Below are 21323 nucleotides of genomic sequence, written 5' to 3'. Positions count from 1 at the left end.
ACGAGTACCGGCTTCGGCGACCGCCTGCGGGCGGTCCACCGACTGCGAGGGGGAGGGCCGATGACCGGGCGAGCCGATGCCGCGCGCCCGGCCGCCGTCGTGGTCGGCGGCGGTCTGGCCGGGATCACCACCGCACTGCGCCTCGCCGAGGCCGGCCACCGGGTCACCCTCGCCGAGGGGCGGCCGCGGCTCGGCGGCCTGGCCTTCTCCTTCCAGCGCGGCGAGCTGACCGTCGACAACGGCCAGCACGTCTACCTGCGCTGCTGCACCGCCTACCGCGGCCTGCTGGAGCGGCTCGGCGCCACCCGGCTGGTCCACCTCCAGGAGCGCCTCGACATCCCGGTGCTCTCCGTCACCGGGCCGCAGGCCGCCCCGGTGCGCACCCTCGGGCGGCTGCGCCGGGCCGGCCTGCCCGTCCCGCTGCACCTGGCCGCCAGCCTGGCCCGCTACCCGCACCTGTCCCCGGCCGACCGCGCCCGGGTGGTCCGCGGCGCGCTCGCCCTGCAGCGGCTGGACCTCGCCGACCCGGAGCTGGACGCGATCTCCTTCGGCGAGTGGCTGCGCCGCAACGGGCAGAACGCCGCCACCCAGGCCGCGCTGTGGGACCTGGTCGGCGTCGCCACCCTGAACGGCCGGGCCGACCAGGTGTCGATGGCGCTCGCCGGGATGGTGTTCAAGACCGGTCTGCTCTCCGACCCGGGCGCCTCGGACATCGGCGTCTCCGCCGTCCCGCTCGGAACGATCCACCACGACCGGGCGCTCGCCGAGCTGGAGCGGGCCGGCGTCCGGGTGCTGCTGCGGTCCCGGGTGGCCGAACTGAAGCCGGCCGCGCCGCAGCACGACGTCCGGCTGGAGAGCGGGGAACTGCTCACCGCCGACACCGTCGTCCTGGCCGGCGCCCAGGACAGCGCGGCCGCGCTGCTGCCGCCGAGCGCGATCCCCGGGCAGGACCGGCTGGCCGGCTTCGGCACCGCGCCGATCCTCAACGTGCACGTGATCTACGACCGCAAGGTGCTGCGCCGGCCGTTCTTCGCCGCGCTCGGCTCCCCGGTCCAGTGGGTCTTCGACCGTACGGCGCACTCCGGCCTGGCCGCCGCCCCGCTGGGCCGGGCCCACCCGGGCGCCCAGTACCTGGCGCTGTCGCAGTCCGCCGCGCAGGACGAGATCGACCTCCCGGTCGCCGAGCTGCGCCGCCGCTACCTGCCGGAGCTGGGCCGGCTGCTGCCGGCCGCGGCCCAGGCGGAGGTGCTGGACTTCTTCGTCACCCGGGAGCGCACCGCCACCTTCGACCCGGCCCCGGGCAACGGGGCGCTGCGCCCGTCGGCCCGCACCGACGTCGCCGGCCTGCTGCTGGCCGGCTCGTGGACGGCCACCGGCTGGCCCGCGACCATGGAAGGGGCCGTGCGCAGCGGCCACGCCGCGGCGGACGCCGCGCTCGCCGCGGCCGGCACCCGGGTGCCGGTGGACCGCGGCGACGGGAGGTGGCCCAGGTGACGGCGGGCCCCGCCGCCGGAGAGCCCGCCAGAGCCGACGGGCGTACCGTCGAGCGCATCGGCGCAACCGCCGGCCGCGGCCCGTCCGGCCGCACCGGCACCACTGATATCGGCACCACCGGCACCATCGGCACCGGCACTCGATTCGACACCTGCCGCACTGCCGGCACCCGGCCGCCCCGTGCGGTCCGGCACCACGAGGGAGAGGGAACGCACGTGGAGTCACGCACCGGCTTCGCCGTCGGAGGCACGGCGCACGCCGAACCGGTCTCGGTGCCGGAGCTGCTCGCCCGCAGCCGTACGCTCTGCACCCCGCCGCTACGGGCCGCCGTCGCCCGTTTGGCCGCACCCATGGACACCGTCGCCGCCTACCACTTCGGCTGGATCGACCGGGACGGCACGCCGGTGACGGGAGACGGCGGCAAGGCCGTGCGCCCGGCGCTGGCGCTGCTGTCCGCCCGGGCCACCGGCGCGGCGGCCGAGGTGGGGGTGCCCGGCGGGGTCGCGGTTGAACTGGTGCACAACTTTTCCCTCCTCCATGATGATCTGATGGACGGTGACGAGACCCGACGGCACCGGGCCACCGCCTGGACGGTCTTCGGGCCGGCCCAGGCGATCCTGGTCGGCGACGCCCTGGCGACGCTCGGCACCGAGGTGCTGCTCGACGCCGCGGTGACCGGCGGCGCCAGCGCCACCGACGCCGCGCGTGCCGTCCGACTGCTCACCACGGCGACCCGCCGGCTGATCGACGGCCAGGCCATGGACGTCGCCTTCGAACAGCGCGACAGCGTCACGGTCGCGGAGTGCCTGGAGATGGAGGGCGGCAAGACGGCGGCCCTGCTGGCCGCCGCCTCGGCGATCGGCGCCGTCCTGGCCGGCGCCGACGACAAGGTCTCCGGCGCGCTCCAGCGCTACGGACACCACCTCGGCCTGGCCTTCCAGGCGGTCGACGACCTGCTCGGCATCTGGGGTGCCACCGAGGTCACCGGCAAGCCGCACTGGGGAGACCTGCGCCAGCGCAAGAAGTCCCTGCCGGTGGCCGCCGCGCTGGCCGAGGGCGGAGCGGCCTCGCGCCGGCTCGCCGAGCAACTGGCCGACCCGAAGGGACGCGGGGAGGAGAGCGAGCCCGAGCTCGCCGACCGGGCCTCGCTGATCGAGGAGGCCGGCGGCCGCGCCTGGACCCGGGAGGAGGCCCGCCGCCAGCACACGACTGCCCTCGCCGCCCTGGACGAGGTGCCCATGACCGACGAGGTGCGCGAGCACTTCGTCGCACTCGCCGAATTCGTGGTGGTACGAGAGAGGTGACGTTACGTTGACAGCAACCGCGGACGGCCGGCTCGACCCTGAGTACGATCCCGAGCCGGTCGCGGTGGGCGACCGCCCCCCGGCCCTGCTGGGTACGGGGCGGTGGCAGCCCGAGGACACCGACCAGCTCCGGCCGGCCGGTGGAGCGGACCTGCGGCCGGCCGACGCGCGGGAGGCCCTGGCCCGCGCCACCACCCACCTGCTCTCCCTGCAGTCGTCCGAGGGCTGGTGGAAGGGCGACCTGGAGACCAACGTCACCATGGATGCCGAGGACTTACTGCTCCGCCAGTTCCTCGGAATCCGCACCGAGGAACTGACCCACGCCACCGCCGAGTGGATCCGCTCCCAGCAGCGCGAGGACGGCACCTGGTCCACCTTCCACGGTGGGCCGCCCGAGCTGTCCACCACCGTCGAGGCGTACGTCGCGCTCAAGCTGGCCGGCGACGACCCGGACGCCCCGCACATGCTGGCCGCCGCCCGCTACGTCCGCTCCGCCGGGGGCATCGCGGCCGCCCGGGTGTTCACCCGGATCTGGCTCGCGCTGTTCGGCTGGTGGCCCTGGGACCGGCTGCCCGAGATGCCGCCCGAGATCATCTTCCTGCCCAAGTGGCTGCCGCTGAACATCTACGCCTTCGGTTGCTGGGCCCGCCAGACCATCGTCCCGCTGACCGTCGTCTCGTCCCACCGCCCGGTCCGTCCGGCCCCCTTCGCGCTCACCGAGCTGCACACCGACCCGAACGACCCGTACCCCCACCGGCCGCTCGCCCCCGCCACCACCTGGGACGGCCTCTTCGAACGCCTCGACAAGGCGCTGCACGCCTACCACCGCCGGGCCTTCCGCCCGCTGCGCCGACTGGCCGTCTCCCAGGCCTGCCGCTGGATCGTCGAACGGCAGGAGGCCGACGGCTGCTGGGGCGGCATCCAGCCCCCCGCCGTCTACTCGCTGATCGCCCTGCACCTGGAGGGCTACGAGCTGGAGCACCCGGTGGTGAAGGCCGGGCTCTCCTCCTTCGACCGCTTCACCGTGCACACCGAGGACGGCAAGCGCTGGCTGGAGGCCTGCCAGTCCCCGGTCTGGGACACCTGCCTGGCCACCATCGCCCTGGTCGACGCCGGGGTGCCGGCCGACCACCCGGCGCTGGTCTCCGCCGTCGACTGGATGCTCGGCGAGGAGATCCGCAAACCCGGCGACTGGGCCGTGAAGCGGCCCGGGCTCGCCCCCGGCGGCTGGGCCTTCGAGTTCGAGAACGACACCTACCCCGACATCGACGACACCGCCGAGGTGGTGCTGGCGCTGCGCCGGGTCGCCCACCCCGATCCGGGCAAGGTCGACGCGGCGGTGGACCGGGGCGTGCTGTGGAACCTCGGCATGCAGTCCAAGAACGGCGCCTGGGGCGCCTTCGACGTGGACAACACCGGCACACTGCCCAACCGGCTGCCGTTCTGCGACTTCGGCGAGGTGGTCGACCCGCCGTCCGCCGACGTCACCGCGCACGTGGTGGAGATGCTTGCCGAGACCGGCCGCTCCCGCGACCCCCGGACCAGGCGCGGAGTCGAATGGCTGCTGCGCAACCAGGAGGCGGACGGCTCCTGGTTCGGCCGCTGGGGCACCAACTACATCTACGGCACGGGCTCGGTGCTGCCCGCCCTGGTGGCGGCCGGCGTCCCGGACGAGCACCCGGCGATCCGCCGGGCGGTGCGGTGGCTGGAGGACCGGCAGAACGCCGACGGCGGCTGGGGCGAGGACATGCGCTCCTACGACGACCCGGCGCGCTGGGCCGGGCGCGGCGACTCCACCGCCTCGCAGACCGCGTGGGCGCTGATGGCGCTGCTCTCGGCCGGCGAGGGGCCGCAGGGCCGGGCCAACCCGGCGGTGGAGCGCGGCGTGGACTGGCTGGTGCGCACCCAGCTGCCCGAGGGCACCTGGGACGAGCCGCAGTTCACCGGCACCGGCTTCCCGTGGGACTTCTCCATCAACTACCACCTGTACCGGCTGGTCTTCCCGGTCACCGCGCTCGGCCGCTACCTCAACGGCGCCCCGGGTACGGGCCGGCCCGATGGCGCCCCGGCGATCGGGGCGGCCCGGTGACCACCGCGCCCCTGCTGGTGCTCTGCGCCCTGGGCCCCGAGGTCTGGGCCCTGCGCGGCGGTGACTGGCGCGGCGCGGTCGGCGGCTCCCCGGTACTGGTGCGCACCGGGGTCGGCCGGCGGCGCGCCGGGACGGCCGTCCGACGGCTGCTCGGCTCCGCCCCCGCCGGCTACGGCGCCGTGGTGGTGGCCGGCTTCGGGGCCGCGGTCGGCCCGGGCGTCCTGCCCGGCGACGTGGTGGCCGCCGACGGCGTGCGCGACGCCGAGGGCCACCTGTACCCGGTCGACTCCGGCCCGGGGCTCACCCGGGCGCTGAAGGAGCGCGGCCTGACCGTGCACACCGGCGTCCACCACACCGCCGACCACGTGGTGCGCGGCATCGAACGGCGCGCCCTGCACCTCCAGGGCGCGCTCGCCGTCGACATGGAGGCCGCCGCCGTCCTGGCCGCGCTGTGCGAGGTGCGGCCCGCGCTGCCGGCGGCCGTCCTGCGGGTGGTGGTGGACACGCCCGAGCACGAGCTGCTGCGGTTCGGCACCCTCCCGGCCGGGGTGCGTGCCTGGCGGACCCTGCGGGCGACGGTCCCCGCCCTGGTCGACTGGTACCGGCAGGAGCGCGCGCCCGGCTCCGCAGACCTGAACCACCCCACATCCTCGACGCTCCCCCAGGAGGCGAGCTAGCCATGGCCATGCCGTTGCGCCAGACCGTGCGGGTCGGCACCTACCTCATGCAGCAGAAGCTGTTCAAGCGCCGGGACAAGTTCCCGCTTATCGTCGAGCTGGAGCCGCTCTTCGCCTGCAACCTCGCCTGCGAGGGCTGCGGCAAGATCCAGCACCCGGCGGGTGTCCTGAAGCAGCGGATGCCCGTGGCCCAGGCGGTCGGCGCGGTCCTGGAGTCGGGTGCCCCGATGGTCTCGATCGCCGGCGGCGAGCCGCTGATGCACCCGCAGATCGACGAGATCGTCCGGCAGCTGGTCGAGCGCCGCAAGTACGTCTTCCTCTGCACCAACGCGCTGCTGATGCGCAAGAAGATGGACAAGTTCACGCCCTCGCCGTACTTCACCTTCGCGGTGCACATCGACGGCATGCGCGAGCGGCACGACGAGTCGGTGGCCAAGGAGGGCACCTTCGACGAGGCGGTGGCCGCGATCAAGGAGGCCAAGCGCCGCGGCTTCCGGGTCACCACCAACAGCACCTTCTTCAACACCGACACCCCGCAGACCGTCATCGAGGTGCTGGACTACCTCAACGACGAGCTCAAGGTGGACGAGATGATGATCTCGCCCGCCTATGCCTACGAGAAGGCCCCCGACCAGGAGCACTTCCTCGGCGTCGAGCAGACCAGGGAGCTCTTCCGCACGGCCTTCGCCGACGGCAACCGCAAGCGCTGGCGCCTCAACCACAGCCCGCTCTTCCTGGACTTCCTGGAGGGCAAGGCCGACTTCGAGTGCACCCCCTGGGGCATCCCCAACTACTCACTGTTCGGCTGGCAGCGGCCCTGCTACCTGATGGCCGACGGCTACGTGCCGACCTACCGCGAACTGGTCGAGAAGACCGACTGGAGCAAGTACGGCCGCGGCAAGGACCCGCGCTGCGAGAACTGCATGGCCCACTGCGGCTACGAGCCGACCGCCGTCCTCGCGACGATGGGCTCGCTCCAGCAGTCGCTGCGCGCCATCACCGAGACCGTCAGCGGCAACAAGGGCCGTTGAGACGGGAGCCGGCCCCCGGGTCGGCACCCCGGCCCGGGCCCCGCGCCCGGGCCTGCTCCGCCCTACCGGGCCGGGCCCGTTCCCGAACCGGGTCCGTTCCCGAACCGGGCCGGGCCCCGCGCCGCCCGGGCCGGCCGGAGGCGCCACCGCACCGCTCCGAGTCGTGAGGTGTACCCATGTCACTGCTCTCCCGCGTCACGTCGCCGGCCGAGCTGCGCAAGCTCCCGGCGGCCGAACTCCCGCTGCTCGCCGACGAGATCCGCGACTTCCTGATCGACGCCGTCACCCGCACCGGCGGCCACCTGGGGCCCAACCTCGGCGTGGTGGAGCTGACCATCGCGCTGCACCGGGTCTTCGACTCGCCGTACGACCGGATCGTCTTCGACACCGGACACCAGAGCTACGTCCACAAACTGCTCACCGGCCGCCAGGACTTCAGCCGGCTGCGGATGCGCGGCGGACTCTCCGGATACCCCTCGCGCGGCGAGTCCGAGCACGACCTGGTCGAGAACTCGCACGCCTCCACCGCGCTCTCCTACGCCGACGGCCTGGCCAAGGCCGCCCGACTGCTCGGCCAGCACGACCGGCACACCGTCGCGGTGATCGGCGACGGCGCGCTCACCGGCGGGCTCGCCTGGGAGGCGCTCAACAACATCGCCGAGGCGCGCGACCGGCCGCTGGTCATCGTCGTCAACGACAACGAGCGCTCCTACGCCAGGACCATCGGCGGCCTCGCCAACCACCTGGCCACCCTGCGCACCACCCAGGGCTACGAGCGCTTCCTCGCCCTCGGCAAGGAGGCCCTGCAGCGCACCCCGCTGGTCGGCCAGCCGATCTTCGACGCGCTGCACGGAGCCAAGAAGGGGTTCAAGGACGCCTTCGCCCCGCAGGGCATGTTCGAGGACCTCGGCCTCAAGTACCTCGGACCGATCGACGGCCACGACCTGGGCGCGGTCGAACAGGCGCTGCGCCAGGCCCGCAACTTCGGCGGGCCGGTCATCGTGCACTGCCTGACCGTCAAGGGGCGCGGCTATCGGCCGGCCGAGCAGGACGAAGCCGACCGCTTCCACGCCGTCAACCCGATCGACCCCTACACCTGCCTGCCGATCTCGCCCAGCGGCGGCGTCTCCTGGACCTCGGTGTTCGGGGACGAGCTGGTCACCCTCGGCGCCGAGCGGCCGGACCTGGTGGCGATCACCGCGGCCATGCTCCAGCCGGTGGGCCTGGCCCCGTTCGCCAAGGCCTACCCGCAGCGGACCTTCGACGTCGGGATCGCCGAGCAGCACGCCGTCACCAGTGCGGCGGGGCTGGCCACCGGCGGGCTGCATCCGGTGGTCGCGGTCTACGCGACCTTCCTCAACCGGGCGTTCGACCAGGTCCTGATGGACGTCGCCCTGCACCGGCTGGGCGTCACCTTCGTGCTCGACCGCTCCGGAGTGACCGGGCCGGACGGCGCCTCGCACAACGGCATGTGGGACATGTCGATCCTCCAGGTGGTCCCCGGCCTGCGGCTCGCCGCGCCCCGCGACGCCGAACAGCTGCGCGCCCAGCTGCGCGAGGCCGTCGAGGTCCGGGACGCCCCGACCGTCGTGCGCTTCCCGAAGGGGAACGTCGGACCCGCGGTGCCGGCCGTCGAGCGGATCGGCGGGGTGGACGTGCTGCTGCGCACCGGGCGGGTGCCGGAGATCCTGCTGGTCGCGGTCGGCACCACCGCCTCCGCCTGCCTGGACGCGGCCCGGCTGCTGCTCGCCGAGGGCTTCACCGCGACCGTGGTCGACCCGCGCTGGGTCAAGCCCGTCGACCCGGCGCTTTCCGAACTGGCCGCCGCCCACCGGCTGGTGGTCACCGTCGAGGACAACGGCCGTACCGGCGGCGTCGGTTCGGTCCTCGCCCAGGCGCTGCGCGACGCCGACGTGGACGTGCCGGTGCGGGTGCTCGGCCTGCCCCAGGAGTTCCTCGGCCACGCCTCGCGCGGGGAGATCCTGGAGGAGGCCGGACTGACCGGCACCGGGGTCGCCGCCCAGACCGCCGTCTTCGCCAAGAACCTGCTACCGACCCGAGGAGCGAACCCGCGCCATGCCGGCTGACCCAGACCGCCCCTTCGACCTCGCCGCCCTGATCGCCGAACGCGGCGGCGAGCGCTACGAGTTGCAGAGCCGCTACCTCAATCCGCAGCTGCCGCGCATGCTGCACACCATCGGCTTCGACAAGTACTACGAGCGCGCCGCGGGCCAGTACTTCTACGACGCCGAGGGCAACGAGTACCTCGACATGCTGGCCGGCTTCGGGATCTTCGCGCTCGGCCGCCACCACCCGGTGGTGCGCTCGGCGGTCCAGCAGGTGATGGACCTCGACCTGCCGGACCTGGTCCGCTTCGACTGCCCGCCGCTGCCCGGACTGCTGGCCGAGCGGCTGCTGTCGTACGCGCCCGGACTGGACCGGGTGTTCTTCGGCAACAGCGGCACCGAGGCGGTGGAGACCGCGCTCAAGTTCGCCCGGTACGCCACCGGACGCCGGCGGATCCTCTATGCCGACCACGCCTTCCACGGACTGACCACCGGCTCGCTCTCGGTCAACGGGGAGAACGGATTCCGCAAGGGCTTCGATCCGCTGCTGCCGGACACCGCCATCCCGCTCGGCGATCTCGGCGCGCTGGCCAAGGAGTTGAAGCGCGGCGACGTCGCGGGGCTGATCGTCGAGCCGATCCAGGGCAAGGGCGTCCAGGCTCCGCCGCCGGGCTGGCTGCGCGCCGCCCAGGCCCTGCTGCACGAGCACAGGGCGCTGCTGATCTGCGACGAGGTGCAGACCGGCATCGGCCGCACCGGCGAGTTCTTCGCCTACCAGCACGAGGACGGAGTCCTGCCCGATCTCGTCTGCGCGGCCAAGGCGCTGTCCGGCGGGTACGTGCCCATCGGGGCGACGCTCGGCAAGGGCTGGATCTTCGAGAAGGTGTACTCCTCGATGGACCGGGTGCTGGTGCACTCGGCCAGCTTCGGGTCCAACGCCCAGGCCATGGCGGCCGGGCTGGCGACCCTGGAGGTGATGCGCGACGAGCAGGTGGTGGAGAACGCCCGCAAGGTCGGCGACCACTTCCGCGAACGGCTGGCCGCACTGGTCGACACCTACGAGCTGCTCGCCGAGGTGCGCGGGCGCGGGCTGATGATCGGGATCGAGTTCGGCCGGCCCAAGTCGCTCAAGCTGCGCACCGGTTGGGCCGCGCTCCAGGCGGCGCGCAAGGGGCTGTTCGCACAGATGGTGGTGGTGCCGCTGCTGCAGCGGCACCGCATCCTGACCCAGGTGTCCGGCGACCACCTGGAAGTGATCAAGCTGATCCCGCCGCTGATCATCACCGAGCGCGATGTGGACCGGTTCGTGGACGCCTTCACCGACATCATGGACGAGGCCCACCGGGGGAGCGGACTGATGTGGGACTTCGGGCGGACGCTGGTCAAGCAGGCGGTCGGCGGCCGCTGAGACCGGGGCCGTGGGTGGCGCGGCGCGGGAAGCCGGGGACGTGGAGCGGGTGTCGGAGGCGTGGGAAGTCCGCGGTGCGGAGTGGGAAGTCGGCCGGGCCGACTTCCCACTCCATGGGAGACACCGCGTCAGAGCTCGGTCCGGCGACGCCGGATCACCACCACGAGATCGACGGCGGCGAACAGGGTGAGCAGGCCGCAGGCCACGGCGAAGCCGGTGAGGGTGCCCCGGCTGGGTGCGCCGTTGGCGGGGGAGGCGGCCGCCCAGAGCGCGAAACCCACCGTCGCCAGTGCGAACAGCGGCGTGAAGGTGAGCGAGAGCAGGTAGCGGAGCTTGAGATCGCTGCGGGCGGTGGCCGGCTCGGTGCCGCTGCGCCACCGTCGCGGGGTGGTGGTGCGCATGCCGTTCACCTCTTGACCACGCCGGTCGGGCTACGATTCCAGCGTACGTCCGAGGAGGCGAGCCGGGGAGGCGCGATGTCGGGTTCGGGCGCGGTGGGGGCGGGGTCCGGCGCGGCGGGTCCGGGCGCCGGTGCGGGGGCGGGGGGCCAGGACGGCGAGGGATACGCGGGGCTGCGGATCGAGCGGGCCCGGGAGCTGGCCCGAAGGCACGGCTGGGCGTCGGTCCGGGTGCTGGAGCCGGGGGACCTGATGACCATGGAGTACCGCCAGGGGCGGCTCAACCTCGCGGTGCGCAACGGTGTGGTCGAGCGCAGCTGGGAGGGGTAGGTCCGGCCCGTTCCGTCGGCTCGGGGGCCGGTTCGGCTTCGGGGTTCGCCGAGGCTCGGTTCGGGTGCGGTTCGGTTCAGCAGGGCAGGTGCCGGCGGGCGAAGCGCCGGTGGAGCCGCTGCTCGGCGGTGGCGACCAGGGGCTCCAGCAGTGGCAGCGAGAGCAGGACGAGCAGTCCGGCGGCCCAGCCGGCCAGGACGTCGGTGACCCAGTGGGTGCCCAGGTAGACCGTGGTCAGGCCGATCGAGCAGGCGGTGGCGGCGGCGATCAGCGCGCCGGTGCGCCGCCAGCGGACGGCGAGGTAGGCGAGCACCCCCCAGGTGACCACCGCGTTGGCGGTGTGGCCGGAGGGGAAGATGGTGCCGCCTGAGAAGAGCTCGGGCGAGCCGACGTACTGGGCGTAGTGCGGGCCGAGCCGACCGGTGACGATCTTGACCGCGCCGACGGTGACGTTGAGCAACAGCAGCGCGATGCCCATGACCAGCAGCGGGCGCAGCCGGCCGAGGCGGTGGGCCCGCCAGCCGAGCCAGCAGAACGCGGCGATCGCCGAGGGCCCGCGTTGCCCGGCGACCACCCAGGTGTCGAGCAGCGGCTCCAGCCGGGGCCACCGCTCGTAGGGACGCAGCAGTCGGACCGACCAGTCGAGGTCGACCAGCTCGGTGTTGAGCAGGACCCCGGCCAGTACCAGCAGGTAGCCGGCGAGGGTGACGGCGAGCAGGGCGGCCTGCCGTCGGCCCATCGGGGGCCAGCCGGGTTCACCGGGGCCGGGGCCTGCCGGGGGGAGGGTGTGTCCCGGGGTGGTGGGTCGTTCCCGGCGGTCGGGTTCGGGGGTGCGGCGCTCCGGCCTCTGGCGCGGAATGGGAGCGTGGGTACTTCTGGATTGCACGGGGTGACCTTACCCAGCCGGACAGGGCTATTCCGGTGGTAATTGTCATTTTCCCGGGAAATCGACAATTGGGTCGATCAGGGCTGGCTCGGGGGGTGATTTCGACTATTCCAGGATCGAAAGTCAGTGTGGTCGTCGAATGGCTCTGCAAAAGCCCCGGTAAAGCAGGCGGAGTGGGAGGCCGGTGCGGCCGGCTTCCCACTCCGTGGTAACCCTGTGTAGGTTCCGTGCTCAGTCGAGGGGGCCGCCCGCGACGTAGATCACCTGGCCGGAGACGAAGCCGGCGCCCTCGCTCGCGAGGAAGGAGATGGTGTGGGCGACGTCCTCAGGCTCACCGACCCGCTGGACCGGGATCTGCGAGGCCGCAGCCCGCTTGAAGTCTTCGAAGTCCATGCCGACCCGGGCGGCAGTGGCTGCTGTCATGTCCGTGGCGATAAAGCCGGGGGCGACCGCGTTGGCCGTGATGCCGAACTTGCCCAGCTCAATGGCCAAAGTCTTGGTGAAGCCCTGGAGTCCCGCCTTGGCGGCCGAGTAGTTGGCCTGGCCGCGGTTGCCCTGGGCCGAGGAGGAGGACAGGTTGACGATGCGGCCGAAACCGGCGTCGACCATGTGCTTCTGCACGGCGCGGGTCATCAGGAAGGCGCCGCGGAGGTGAACGTTGATGACCGTGTCCCAGTCGGACTCGGACATCTTGAAGAGCAGGTTGTCGCGGAGTACGCCCGCGTTGTTCACCAGGACGACCGGGGTGCCGAGCTCGGCGGCCACCCGGTCGACGGCGGCCTGGACCTGCTCGGCGTCCGAGACGTCGGCGCCGACGGCCAGCGCCCTGCCGCCGGCGGCGGTGATCCGGTCGACGGTCTCCTTGCCGGCCGCTTCGTCGAGGTCCAGGACGGCGACCGCGTAGCCGTCGGCGGCCAGCCGGACGGCGGTGGCGGCGCCCAGGCCGCGGGCGGCGCCGGTGACGACGGCGACCCGGGGGGCGGTGCTCTGCTCGGTCATGCTCGGTCTCGTCTCTCTCTGGGGTGCCTCCCGGGGAGAGCCCCCGGAGAGGGTGGCCACACCCTACCGGCGGGTAGGGAAGGCGGCCAGAGTGGAGAGACGCAGGTGACGGTGGGTAAGGACCGACCGGTCGGCTTTCTGCTGAGAACGGGTTACTGCAAGCCGTTCGCAGTCCGTAAATATGCCAATGTTGCCGAACCTGCGTCTACTATCCGCCCCTGCCTGCCAGCAAGGGCCCGCCGTTTGTATAGTGTCCGCCAGCAGCCACCGGCTGCACGGCTGGAGCGCCCTCCCTCATAGCTGGACGCCCACTCGCCGTTACTGCCCCACCCGGGTGTCCCACACACACCGGGTGTGACATCGGGACGGATACATGGTGCTGGGGGAGATCCCGACAACCCGCGTGTCTGCGCGACTGCAGCAGTCGCCCGGACACCTCATTCGCGTTGCACAGCAGGTCCACACCCGTTTGTGGTCCGAACACGTCGGAGCCGATCTCACGGCTCCGCAGTTCGCCGTGCTGCTGGTCCTGGCCCTGGAACCGGGTGCGGACCAGCGGACGGTCGGCGAGCGGGCCTCGCTCGACAAGGCCACGATGGCGGAGATGGTCGCGCGGCTGGTCCGCCGCGGCCTGGTGCTGCGCAGGCGCGACCCGGCCGACGGCCGGCGCAAACTGTTGGCGCTCTCGCAGGGCGGCGCCCAGGCGGTGCGCGAGGCCACCGGTGGTGTGGTCCGCGTTCAGCGCGTCCTGTTCGAACCGCTCACGGCGGAGGAACAGGTCGAGATCGTCCGGGTGATGGCCAAGATAGCCAGGCTGGAGCCCGCGGCGGTCGCCGTCATCACCGACGCGCGGCCGATACTGGACGCCCAGCGGGCGATCGGCTACCTGATCAGGGTGAGCCAGCAGGTGCACACCAAGCTCTGGTCGGAGCACGTGGGCGCCGAGCTGACGGCTCCGCAGTACGCGGTGCTGGACGCGCTGGAACTGGAACCGGGCGCCGACCAGCGCACGGTCGGCGAGCTGGCCTCGCTGGACAAGGCCACGATGGCCGAGATGGTCAGCCGACTGGTGCGCCGCGGTCTGGTGCAGCGCCGGCGCGACCCCTCGGACGGGCGGCGCAACCTGCTCTCGCTCTCACCGGCGGGACAGGACCTGTTGCACCGCTCGGCCGCCGGGGTGGCCGAGGTCCAGCGGCTGCTGCTGGCTCCGCTGGAGGAGAGCGAGCACGAGGCCGCGCTCGCGCTCATCGCGAAGGCGGGCAGGCTCTAGGTCAAGACTTCGCCGCAGTAGCCAAAACGATTCGCCAAAACGCTGAGGGTCCATGGCCATGGACTTTGGCGGATCGGGGTACGCCTGAGGCCGCCCGCTCCCCCCACGGGAGCGGGCGGCCTTCGGCATGACGGCCGTCAGGCGATCCGGGTGTCCGGGGGCCGGACCCCCGGGCCGGGCGTCAGTTCCAGTCGAACTCCTGCGGGTCCGGGCCGATCCGCTTGCCGGTGGCCACGGCGGCGATCGCCGCGAGGTCCTCGGCGTCCAGCTCGAAGCCGGCGACGTCCAGGTTCTCGCGGATCCGGGACGGGGTGACCGACTTCGGGATGGCGATCACGCCGCTCTGGAGGTGCCAGCGCAGCACCACCTGGGCGACCGTGCGGCCGTGCTTCTCGGCGATCTTCACCAGGGCGGGCTCGGCGAGCAGGTCCTTGCCCTGGCCCAGCGGGCTCCAGGCCTCGGTGGCGATGCCGTGCTCGGCGTGGAACGCGCGCAGCTCCGCCTGGGGGAAGTACGGGTGCAGCTCGACCTGGTTCAGGACCGGGGCGACGGAGGCCTCGTCCAGCAGGCGGCTCAGCTGCTCGGTGCCGAAGTTGGAGACGCCGATCGACCTGACCCGGCCGCCCGCCTTCAGCTGCTCGAAGGCCTTCCAGATGTTCAGGTAGCTGTCGCCGTGCATCGGGCGCGGCCAGTGGATCAGGTAGAGGTCGAGGTATTCGAGGCCGAGCTTGGCCAGCGAGGCGTCGAACTCGCGCAGCACCGCGTCGCGGCCCTGCTCGCCGGACCAGTCGCGGGTGCCCGAGTTCCACAGCTTGGTGGTGACGTAGAGGTCCTCGCGGGCGACGCCGCCCGCCAGGGCCTCGGCGATCGCCGCGCCGGTGCCGGCCTCGTTCTCGTAGATGGCCGCGGTGTCGATGGAGCGGTAGCCCGCCTCGATCGCGGTGCGGACGGCCGGGGTGGCCTCGGCGTCCGGGACCTGCCACACGCCGAAGCCGAGCTGCGGGATCTGCGCGCCGTCGTTGAGGGTGACGGTGGGGATGGTGCTCACGAGAAGGGGTGCCCTCCTGATTGTCCTGTGGTTCCAGTGGGGCAACTGGCGTCCCGGTGTGATTGTTCCCGCCGAACGGGCGAATCTTGGGTGAAGCTTTGCGGGGGTTTGGTCGAGGGGTCGGCCGACCCGGGGCGGGGCGGGGACCGCCCCGGCGGGGCGTGCGGGGGGCGTGCGGGTCCGGCTCGCGGTGGCCGGGGTGCGGAGCGCGCGGGCCGGGGCGAAAAGCCCGTGGTGAAAAACACGTTGCGCAGATCGCGCGGAGGTTGGCAGGCTCCCGATCATGACGTCCTGACTCTCGGGCCCTTCGTGCCCATCCCACCCCGTCCGGCTCCGCTCCGGGCGCATCGTCGACGTCGCGCCGCAGCCGTGCTGCCGTGCCGCGCGTCATCCGCCTGTCGGCTCGGGCCGCTCCTCGTCGGGCCGCCCGCCGTAGGGCTGCCGTCCGCACTGCGCGCACGTCACCCCGGTGCTCCGTGTGCGCCGTTCCTCGAACTCCTGTAGCTCTCCCGAACCCCTGTGCGCTCGTGGCCGCGCACCGCTCGTATCGGAGTGTCATGCTGCTCACCCCCCTGCCGCTGGCCGATCCCGGCAGTCCCGACCTCTCCTCACCCCCGGCCTTCCTGCGCTGGCTGCAGCGCCGCCAGCGGCGCGGGCAGGTGCTCGCCACCCTCTGGTCGCTGATCGAGATGGGGTGCCGGGCCGCCCTGCCGATACCGCTCGGGTTCGGCGTGCAGGCCGCCGTGGACGGTGACGCCGGCGGGATCTGGCGGGCCGGCGGGATCCTGCTGCTGCTCGGCGCGGGTGCCGCGCTCGGCGCCGTGCTGGTGCACCGCCAGGCGGTCTGGAACTGGATCCACGCGGCCACCCACGTACGGCAGTTGGTGTCCCGGCAGGCCTCGCACCTCGGGGCCGGGCTGTCCCGCCGGATCGCCACCGGAGAGGTCGTAGCGGTCGGCAGCGGGGACGTCGAGCGGATCGGCTGGTACGTCGAACTGGTCGCCCGGGTCCGGTCGGCGGTGATCGTCTGGCTGGCCGTCAGTATGGCGGTGCTGCTGGTCGATCCGGTGCTCGGGGCCGGGGTGCTGCTCGGCGTCCCGGTGCTGGCGGCCTCCGTCTGGCCGTTGATCGGGCCGTTCGAGCGGCGCTACGAGCAGCAGCGCACCCTCGGCGGCAAGGCCACCGAGCTGGCCGCCGACACCGTTGCCGGGCTGCGGGTGCTGCGCGGCATCGGCGGCGAGGAGCTGTTCCTGGAGCGGTACCGGGCCGCCTCCCAGAAGGTCCGGGCCGCGGCCGTCCGCTCGGCCCGGATCCAGTCGCTGATGCAGGCTCAACAGATATTGCTGCCAGGCCTGTTCGTGGTCGGTGTCACCTGGTACGGCGCCCGGCTGGTGGCCTCCGGCGAGCTTGCCGTCGGCACCCTGATCGCGGTCTACGGCGCCACCGCCTTCCTGGCCGCCCCGCTGCGCATCCTGGGCGAGGCGGCGCACGCGTGGAGTGTTGCCCGGGTCTCCGCCGCGCGGACCGTCCGGGTGCTCTCGCTCGGCCGGACGGCCGGCACGGCGGAGGCCGCACTGGTCCGGCCGGACAAGGCCGACCTGCACGACCCGACGAGCGGGCTGACGGTGCGGGCCGGCGAGCTGACCGCGGTGGTCTGCGGGGACCCGGACTTCGCGGGGGCGCTGGCCGAGCGGCTCGGAGGCCACGTCCCGCTGGCCGAGGGCGAGCGGGCGCAGGCCCCGGTGCGGCTCGGCGGCACGGAGCTGGACGCGGTGCCGCTGGCCGAGGCCAGGGCGGCGGTGCTGGTCCACGACAAGGAGCCGGTGCTGCTCTCCGGCACGCTGGCCGAGCTCTTCGACATCCCGTCCTCGGGGCGGGTCACGGCCGCCGCGGCCCTGGCGGCGGCCCGGTCGGAGGACGTGCTGACGGCCCTGGCGGAGGGCTCTCCGGAGTGCGGGGGAGACCCGATGCGCGCCCGGATCACCGAGCGCGGACGCTCGCTCTCCGGCGGGCAGCGCCAACGGCTCGCCCTGGCCCGCGCCCTGCTGGCGGACCCGCCGGTGCTGGTGCTGGACGAGCCCACCAGCGCGGTGGACGCCCACACCGAATCGAGGATCGCCTCCGGGCTGCGGGACACCCGGGCGGGCCGCACCACCGTGGTGTTCGCGACCAGCCCGCTGCTGCTCGACCGGGCGGACCGGGTGGTGCTGCTGCAGGAGGGCCGGGTCGTCGCGGCCGGGCCGCACCGCGAGCTGATGCGCGCCGAGCCGGCCTACCGGGCCGTGGTCACCCGCGGCGAGGAGGCGGCCGCTCCGGTGGGTGAGGCCGTATGAGGAACATCGTCAACTTCCCTGCCACGCAAGCGAGGAGCACGTCATGAAGCCTCCGTTCCAGGAGGAACAGGAGCCGGCCGCCACCCTGCCGGTCGGCTCCCCGGCCGCGGTGCGCGGATATCTGCTGCTGCTCGCGCGGCGGCACCGCGCCGGGTTCTCCGCGGTGGTGTCGCTGCACTCCGTGGCCACCGTGGCCGGGCTGGTCGGGCCCTGGGTGCTCGGGCGCCTGGTCGAGTCGCTGGCCACCGGGACCGTCGGGGCCACCATCGCGGTGGCGGTCGCCTGGTACCTGCTGGCACTCGTGGTGCAGGCGGCGTTCACCGGCTGGTCGCGGATGCGCGGCGCGGTGCTCGGCGAGCGGGTGCTGGCCGACCTGCGCGAGGACTTCCTGGTCCGCTCGGTGGCCCTGCCGACCGGCGTGCTGGAGCGGGCCGGCACCGGGGACCTGGTCTCCCGGGGCACTACCGACATCGACCGGCTGGACAAGTCGGTGCGCGAGGCGGTGCCCGAACTCGCCGTCGCCGTGGTGTCGTTGCTGCTGGTGCTCGGCGCGCTGCTGGTCACCTCGCCACTGCTCGCGCTGACCTCGCTGATCGGGCTGCCGCTGCTGCTGGTCAGCTCCCGCTGGTACTTCCGGCGCGCACCGCAGTCCTACCGCAGCGAGTCGGCCGGGTACGCGGCGGTGAGCAACGTGCTGGCCGAGACGGTGGACGCCGGGCGGACGGTGGAGGCGCTGCGGCTGGGGGACCAGCGGGTCCGGCTGACCGACCGCAAGCTGCGCGAGTGGCTGGCCTGGGAGCGGTACACCCTGTGGCTGCGCTCGGTCTGGTTCCCGACCATCGACGCGGTCTACACCTTGGCGGTGCTCGCCACCATGCTGTTCGGCGGGCTGTTCACCGTCCAAGGCTGGATCACCGTGGGCCAGTTGACCACCGGTGTGCTCTACGCGCAGATGCTGACCGGCCCGGTGGACATGATCCTGCGCTGGTACGACGAGCTCCAGATCGGCCAGGCCTCGCTGGCCCGGCTGGTCGGCGTGCGCGAGGTGCCCGAGCACGAGGGGGACGAGTCCGTCCTGCCGGACGGCCGTCGGGTCGAGGCGAAGGACGTCCGGTTCGGGTACCGCGAGGGCGCCGACGTCCTGCACGGGATCAGCCTGGACGTCCCCCCGGGCAGCCGGGTCGCGCTGGTCGGGCCGTCCGGCGCGGGCAAGTCCACCCTCGGCCGGCTGCTGGCCGGGATCTACGCCCCCGGCCGCGGCAGCGTGACCCTCGGCGGGGCGGCGCTGGCGCGGATGCCGGCCGAGCGGGTGCGCGCGGAGGTCGCCCTGGTGAACCAGGAGCACCACGTCTTCGTCGGCACCCTGCGGGACAACCTGCGGCTGGCCGCGCCCGGGGCGGACGACACCGAGCTGCGGGCCGCGCTGGACGCCGTGGACGCCGGAGCCTGGGTGGACGCCCTGCCGGACGCCCTGGACACCGAGGTCGGCTCCGGCGGCACCTCACTGACCCCGCCGCAGGCCCAGCAGTTGGCGCTGGCCCGGCTGGTGCTGGCCGATCCGCACACCCTGGTGCTGGACGAGGCCACCTCCCTGCTGGACCCGCGGGCCGCCCGCCACCTGGAGCGCTCGCTCTCCCGGGTGCTGGAGGGGCGGACGGTCATCGCCATCGCCCACCGGCTGCACACCGCGCACGACGCGGACGTGATCGCGGTGGTCGAGGGCGGGCGGATCAGCGAGTACGGCAGCCACCCGGAGCTGGTCGCGGCGGACGGTCCGTACGCGGCGCTCTGGCGGTCCTGGCGGGACGAGCGGTAGCGGGACTCCGGTCCGGCCGGCGGCCGGACCGGAGTCGGGCTGGACTGGACCGGAGCGGACTCAAACCCGTACGGGGCCTGATTGCCCCGTACGGGTTACTCCCTGCCCCGGAAGAGCGCGTAACCGGGCAAATCGGCCGCCAGGCCCGCAGACTGCTCCGGTGACCAAGATTTCAGACGGACCATCCCGTTCCCCGCGCGGTGAGATCGGCGGCATCCCCACGCGCTACATCGGGATCGGCGTCATCGTCGTCCTCGCCGTGTGGTTCCTGTTCGCCAACCTCGACAGGGTTCAGATCCAGTTCTGGGTCTTCACCGTCACCGCGCCGCTCTGGATCGCGCTGCTGGCCACGCTGATCGCGGGCGTCGCGCTGGGCTGGCTGCTGAAGGGACGGCGCAACAGGTGACCGCAGCCCCCGGGCCGGCGCCGGCCGGCGCCTCGGCCTTCACCCCGCTGATCGAGATGCGCGCGGTCAACAAGCACTTCGGGGACCTGCACGTCCTGCAGGACATCGAGCTGACGGTCGGGCGCGGCGAGGTGGTCGTGGTCATCGGCCCGTCCGGCTCCGGCAAGTCGACCCTCTGCCGGGCGATCAACCGGCTGGAGCCGATCGAGGACGGCACCATTCTGATCGACGGCCGCCCGCTGCCCGAGGAGGGCAAGGGCCTGGCCAGGCTGCGCGCCGAGGTCGGCATGGTGTTCCAGTCCTTCAACCTGTTCGCGCACAAGACCGTGCTGCAGAACGTCTCGCTCGCGCAGATCAAGGTCCGCGGCCGGCCCAGGGCGGAGGCGGACGCCAAGTCCCACGCGCTGCTGGAGCGGGTGGGCCTCGCCGACCAGGCCACCAAGTACCCGGCGCAGCTGTCCGGAGGGCAGCAGCAGCGGGTCGCGATCGCCCGCGCGCTGGCCATGGACCCGAAGGCCCTGCTGTTCGACGAGCCCACCTCGGCGCTCGACCCCGAGATGATCAACGAGGTGCTGGACGTCATGCGCCAGCTCGCGAGCGAGGGCATGACGATGATCGTGGTCACCCACGAGATGGGCTTCGCCCGGGCCTCCGCGAACCGGGTGGTGTTCATGGCCGACGGCCGGATCGTCGAGGACCGCGCCCCGGAGGACTTCTTCAGCGCCCCTGAGAGCGATCGCGCCCGGGACTTCCTGTCCAAGATCCTGAAGCACTGAGGCGGCGCCGTGAACCGTGAGACGACGCCCGTGGTGCGGCCTGCGGGGAGGCCGGTCGCGCGGCCCGGGGTGCGGCCCGCCGCACGGGCGGGCAGGCGCGTGCTCGCCGTCGCCCTGCTGCTCGCCGCGCTGGCGGCCGGCTGCGGCAAGCCCGGGACCCCGCCGCCCAAGGGCCCGCAGCCCAGCGCCCTGCCCAGCTACCAGGTCCAGGACGCCTCCGCGATCACCGGCTCGCCGACCCTGGACGCCGCCCGCAGCCGGGGCCACCTGGTGGTCGGCGCCAAGGAGGACCAGCCGTACCTGGGCCAGAAGAACCCGGCCACCGGCGAGTACTCCGGCTTCGACATCGAGATCGCCAAGATGGTCGGCGCCTCGCTGGGCTTCCCACCGGACCGGATCCAGTTCAAGACCATCGCCTCGGCCAACCGCGAGACCGCCCTGCAGAACGGCCAGGTGGACTACTACGTCGGCACCTACACCATCAACGACAACCGGAAGAAGCTGGTCGGCTTCGCCGGCCCGTACTTCATCGCCGGGCAGTCGCTGCTGGTGCGCAAGAACAACGACACCATCCACGGCCCGGAGGACCTGGACGGCAAGAAGGTCTGCTCGGCGGCCGGGTCGACGCCGTACCAGCGGATCCAGTCGAAGTACCCGAAGGCCGAGCTGATCGGCTACGACACCTATTCGGCCTGCGTGGACAACCTGATCACCAACCAGGTCGACGCGGTGACCACGGACAACGCGATCCTGCTCGGGTACGCGGCCAAGGTGCCGGACGAGCTCAAGGTGGTCGGCCCGCTGTTCTCGACCGAGCCGTACGGGATCGGGGTGCCGAAGGAGGACACCGTGCTGCGCGGCGCGATCAACGACGCGCTGGAGCACCACATCCAGAACGGCGACTGGCAGAGGGCCTTCGAGGCGACCCTCGGCCTCTCCGGGGAGCCGGCGCCCACCCCGCCGCAGATCGACCGGTACTGAGAGGGCCGCGC

Annotated in this window: 18 protein-coding genes; 14 read left to right on the top strand and 4 right to left on the bottom strand. The window is 73.1% G+C overall.

Going from position 1 to position 21323, the window contains the following annotated elements:
- The first annotated feature begins 60 nt into the window (after positions 1-60).
- From hpnE to ACWGJO_RS03720, 7 genes are all read left to right on the top strand, one after another.
- On the top strand, positions 61-1494 hold the full coding sequence (hpnE, locus tag ACWGJO_RS03750; protein WP_452181978.1) for a hydroxysqualene dehydroxylase HpnE: 1434 nt from the start codon (positions 61-63) through the stop codon (positions 1492-1494).
- 215 nt (positions 1495-1709) lie between these two features.
- Entirely contained in the window at positions 1710-2798 is a 1089-nt protein-coding gene (locus ACWGJO_RS03745; protein WP_452181977.1) for a polyprenyl synthetase family protein, read from the top strand.
- A 151-nt stretch (positions 2799-2949) separates the two neighbouring features.
- On the top strand, positions 2950-4887 hold the full coding sequence (gene shc / locus ACWGJO_RS03740) for a squalene--hopene cyclase (protein WP_387727827.1): 1938 nt from the start codon (positions 2950-2952) through the stop codon (positions 4885-4887).
- Positions 4884-5564, top strand: a complete 681-nt coding sequence (locus tag ACWGJO_RS03735; protein ID WP_452181976.1) for a phosphorylase family protein — start codon at positions 4884-4886, stop codon at positions 5562-5564. Before shc ends, ACWGJO_RS03735 begins: the two co-directional genes overlap by 4 nt.
- Before the next feature lie 2 nt (positions 5565-5566).
- A complete protein-coding gene (gene hpnH, locus ACWGJO_RS03730; protein WP_359901601.1) occupies positions 5567-6595 on the top strand; it encodes an adenosyl-hopene transferase HpnH in 1029 nt (342 codons plus the stop codon).
- Between the two features lie 176 nt (positions 6596-6771).
- Positions 6772-8682 (top strand): 1-deoxy-D-xylulose-5-phosphate synthase, encoded by a 1911-nt coding sequence (gene dxs, locus ACWGJO_RS03725; RefSeq protein WP_452181975.1) that lies wholly within the window; start codon positions 6772-6774, stop codon positions 8680-8682.
- The gene (locus tag ACWGJO_RS03720) at positions 8672-10069 is read left to right on the top strand and encodes an aspartate aminotransferase family protein (RefSeq protein WP_452181974.1); all 1398 of its coding nucleotides are present in this window, start codon (positions 8672-8674) and stop codon (positions 10067-10069) included. Before dxs ends, ACWGJO_RS03720 begins: the two co-directional genes overlap by 11 nt.
- Before the next feature lie 128 nt (positions 10070-10197).
- Here the strand turns inward: ACWGJO_RS03720 and ACWGJO_RS03715 are convergent, their stop codons facing one another.
- Positions 10198-10470, bottom strand: coding sequence for a DUF6343 family protein (locus ACWGJO_RS03715; protein WP_387685259.1), 273 nt, complete (start codon positions 10468-10470; stop codon positions 10198-10200).
- Between the two features lie 75 nt (positions 10471-10545).
- On the opposite strand from ACWGJO_RS03715, the gene ACWGJO_RS03710 reads away from it, so the two are divergent.
- Complete coding sequence (locus ACWGJO_RS03710) at positions 10546-10797, top strand: I78 family peptidase inhibitor (protein WP_387685261.1); 252 nt, start codon at positions 10546-10548, stop codon at positions 10795-10797.
- 76 nt (positions 10798-10873) lie between these two features.
- Here the strand turns inward: ACWGJO_RS03710 and ACWGJO_RS03705 are convergent, their stop codons facing one another.
- Both ACWGJO_RS03705 and fabG read right to left on the bottom strand, forming a co-directional pair.
- The gene (locus ACWGJO_RS03705; protein ID WP_452181973.1) at positions 10874-11536 is read right to left on the bottom strand and encodes a phosphatase PAP2 family protein; all 663 of its coding nucleotides are present in this window, start codon (positions 11534-11536) and stop codon (positions 10874-10876) included.
- Positions 11537-11914: 378 nt separating this feature from the next.
- Complete coding sequence (gene fabG, locus ACWGJO_RS03700; RefSeq protein ID WP_359901584.1) at positions 11915-12682, bottom strand: 3-oxoacyl-ACP reductase FabG; 768 nt, start codon at positions 12680-12682, stop codon at positions 11915-11917.
- Between the two features lie 469 nt (positions 12683-13151).
- Here fabG and ACWGJO_RS03695 point away from each other — a divergent pair, with 469 nt between their 5' ends.
- Positions 13152-13952, top strand: coding sequence for a MarR family winged helix-turn-helix transcriptional regulator (locus ACWGJO_RS03695; protein WP_452181971.1), 801 nt, complete (start codon positions 13152-13154; stop codon positions 13950-13952).
- Positions 13953-14133: 181 nt separating this feature from the next.
- On the opposite strand, the gene ACWGJO_RS03690 is transcribed toward ACWGJO_RS03695, so the two are convergent.
- A complete protein-coding gene (locus tag ACWGJO_RS03690) occupies positions 14134-15000 on the bottom strand; it encodes an aldo/keto reductase (RefSeq protein ID WP_452181970.1) in 867 nt (288 codons plus the stop codon).
- A 557-nt stretch (positions 15001-15557) separates the two neighbouring features.
- Here ACWGJO_RS03690 and ACWGJO_RS03685 point away from each other — a divergent pair.
- The 5 genes from ACWGJO_RS03685 to ACWGJO_RS03665 all read left to right on the top strand — a co-directional run bounded on the left by ACWGJO_RS03685 (position 15558) and on the right by ACWGJO_RS03665 (position 21312).
- Entirely contained in the window at positions 15558-17333 is a 1776-nt protein-coding gene (locus tag ACWGJO_RS03685; protein ID WP_452181969.1) for an ABC transporter transmembrane domain-containing protein, read from the top strand.
- 43 nt (positions 17334-17376) lie between these two features.
- Positions 17377-19149, top strand: coding sequence for an ABC transporter ATP-binding protein (locus ACWGJO_RS03680; RefSeq protein ID WP_452181968.1), 1773 nt, complete (start codon positions 17377-17379; stop codon positions 19147-19149).
- 160 nt (positions 19150-19309) lie between these two features.
- Positions 19310-19555 (top strand): LapA family protein, encoded by a 246-nt coding sequence (locus tag ACWGJO_RS03675; protein ID WP_359911650.1) that lies wholly within the window; start codon positions 19310-19312, stop codon positions 19553-19555.
- 47 nt (positions 19556-19602) lie between these two features.
- Complete coding sequence (locus ACWGJO_RS03670) at positions 19603-20331, top strand: amino acid ABC transporter ATP-binding protein (RefSeq protein WP_452182022.1); 729 nt, start codon at positions 19603-19605, stop codon at positions 20329-20331.
- 69 nt (positions 20332-20400) lie between these two features.
- Positions 20401-21312 (top strand): glutamate ABC transporter substrate-binding protein, encoded by a 912-nt coding sequence (locus ACWGJO_RS03665; RefSeq protein WP_452182021.1) that lies wholly within the window; start codon positions 20401-20403, stop codon positions 21310-21312.
- The last annotated feature ends 11 nt before the right edge of the window (positions 21313-21323 follow it).

Source organism: Kitasatospora sp. NPDC054795 (assembly GCF_053611565.1).
This window is presented reverse-complemented; position numbering and strand designations above follow the sequence as displayed.

Coding starts and splice junctions, on each gene's coding strand:
- ACWGJO_RS03720 (WP_452181974.1), top strand. CDS start 8,672: ATGCCGGCTGACCCAGACCGCCCCTTCGACCTCGCCGCCCTGATCGCC.
- ACWGJO_RS03685 (WP_452181969.1), top strand. CDS start 15,558: ATGCTGCTCACCCCCCTGCCGCTGGCCGATCCCGGCAGTCCCGACCTC.
- ACWGJO_RS03710 (WP_387685261.1), top strand. CDS start 10,546: ATGTCGGGTTCGGGCGCGGTGGGGGCGGGGTCCGGCGCGGCGGGTCCG.
- ACWGJO_RS03680 (WP_452181968.1), top strand. CDS start 17,377: ATGAAGCCTCCGTTCCAGGAGGAACAGGAGCCGGCCGCCACCCTGCCG.
- hpnH (WP_359901601.1), top strand. CDS start 5,567: ATGGCCATGCCGTTGCGCCAGACCGTGCGGGTCGGCACCTACCTCATG.
- ACWGJO_RS03705 (WP_452181973.1), bottom strand. CDS start 11,536: ATGGGCCGACGGCAGGCCGCCCTGCTCGCCGTCACCCTCGCCGGCTAC.
- ACWGJO_RS03715 (WP_387685259.1), bottom strand. CDS start 10,470: ATGCGCACCACCACCCCGCGACGGTGGCGCAGCGGCACCGAGCCGGCC.
- hpnE (WP_452181978.1), top strand. CDS start 61: ATGACCGGGCGAGCCGATGCCGCGCGCCCGGCCGCCGTCGTGGTCGGC.
- fabG (WP_359901584.1), bottom strand. CDS start 12,682: ATGACCGAGCAGAGCACCGCCCCCCGGGTCGCCGTCGTCACCGGCGCC.
- dxs (WP_452181975.1), top strand. CDS start 6,772: ATGTCACTGCTCTCCCGCGTCACGTCGCCGGCCGAGCTGCGCAAGCTC.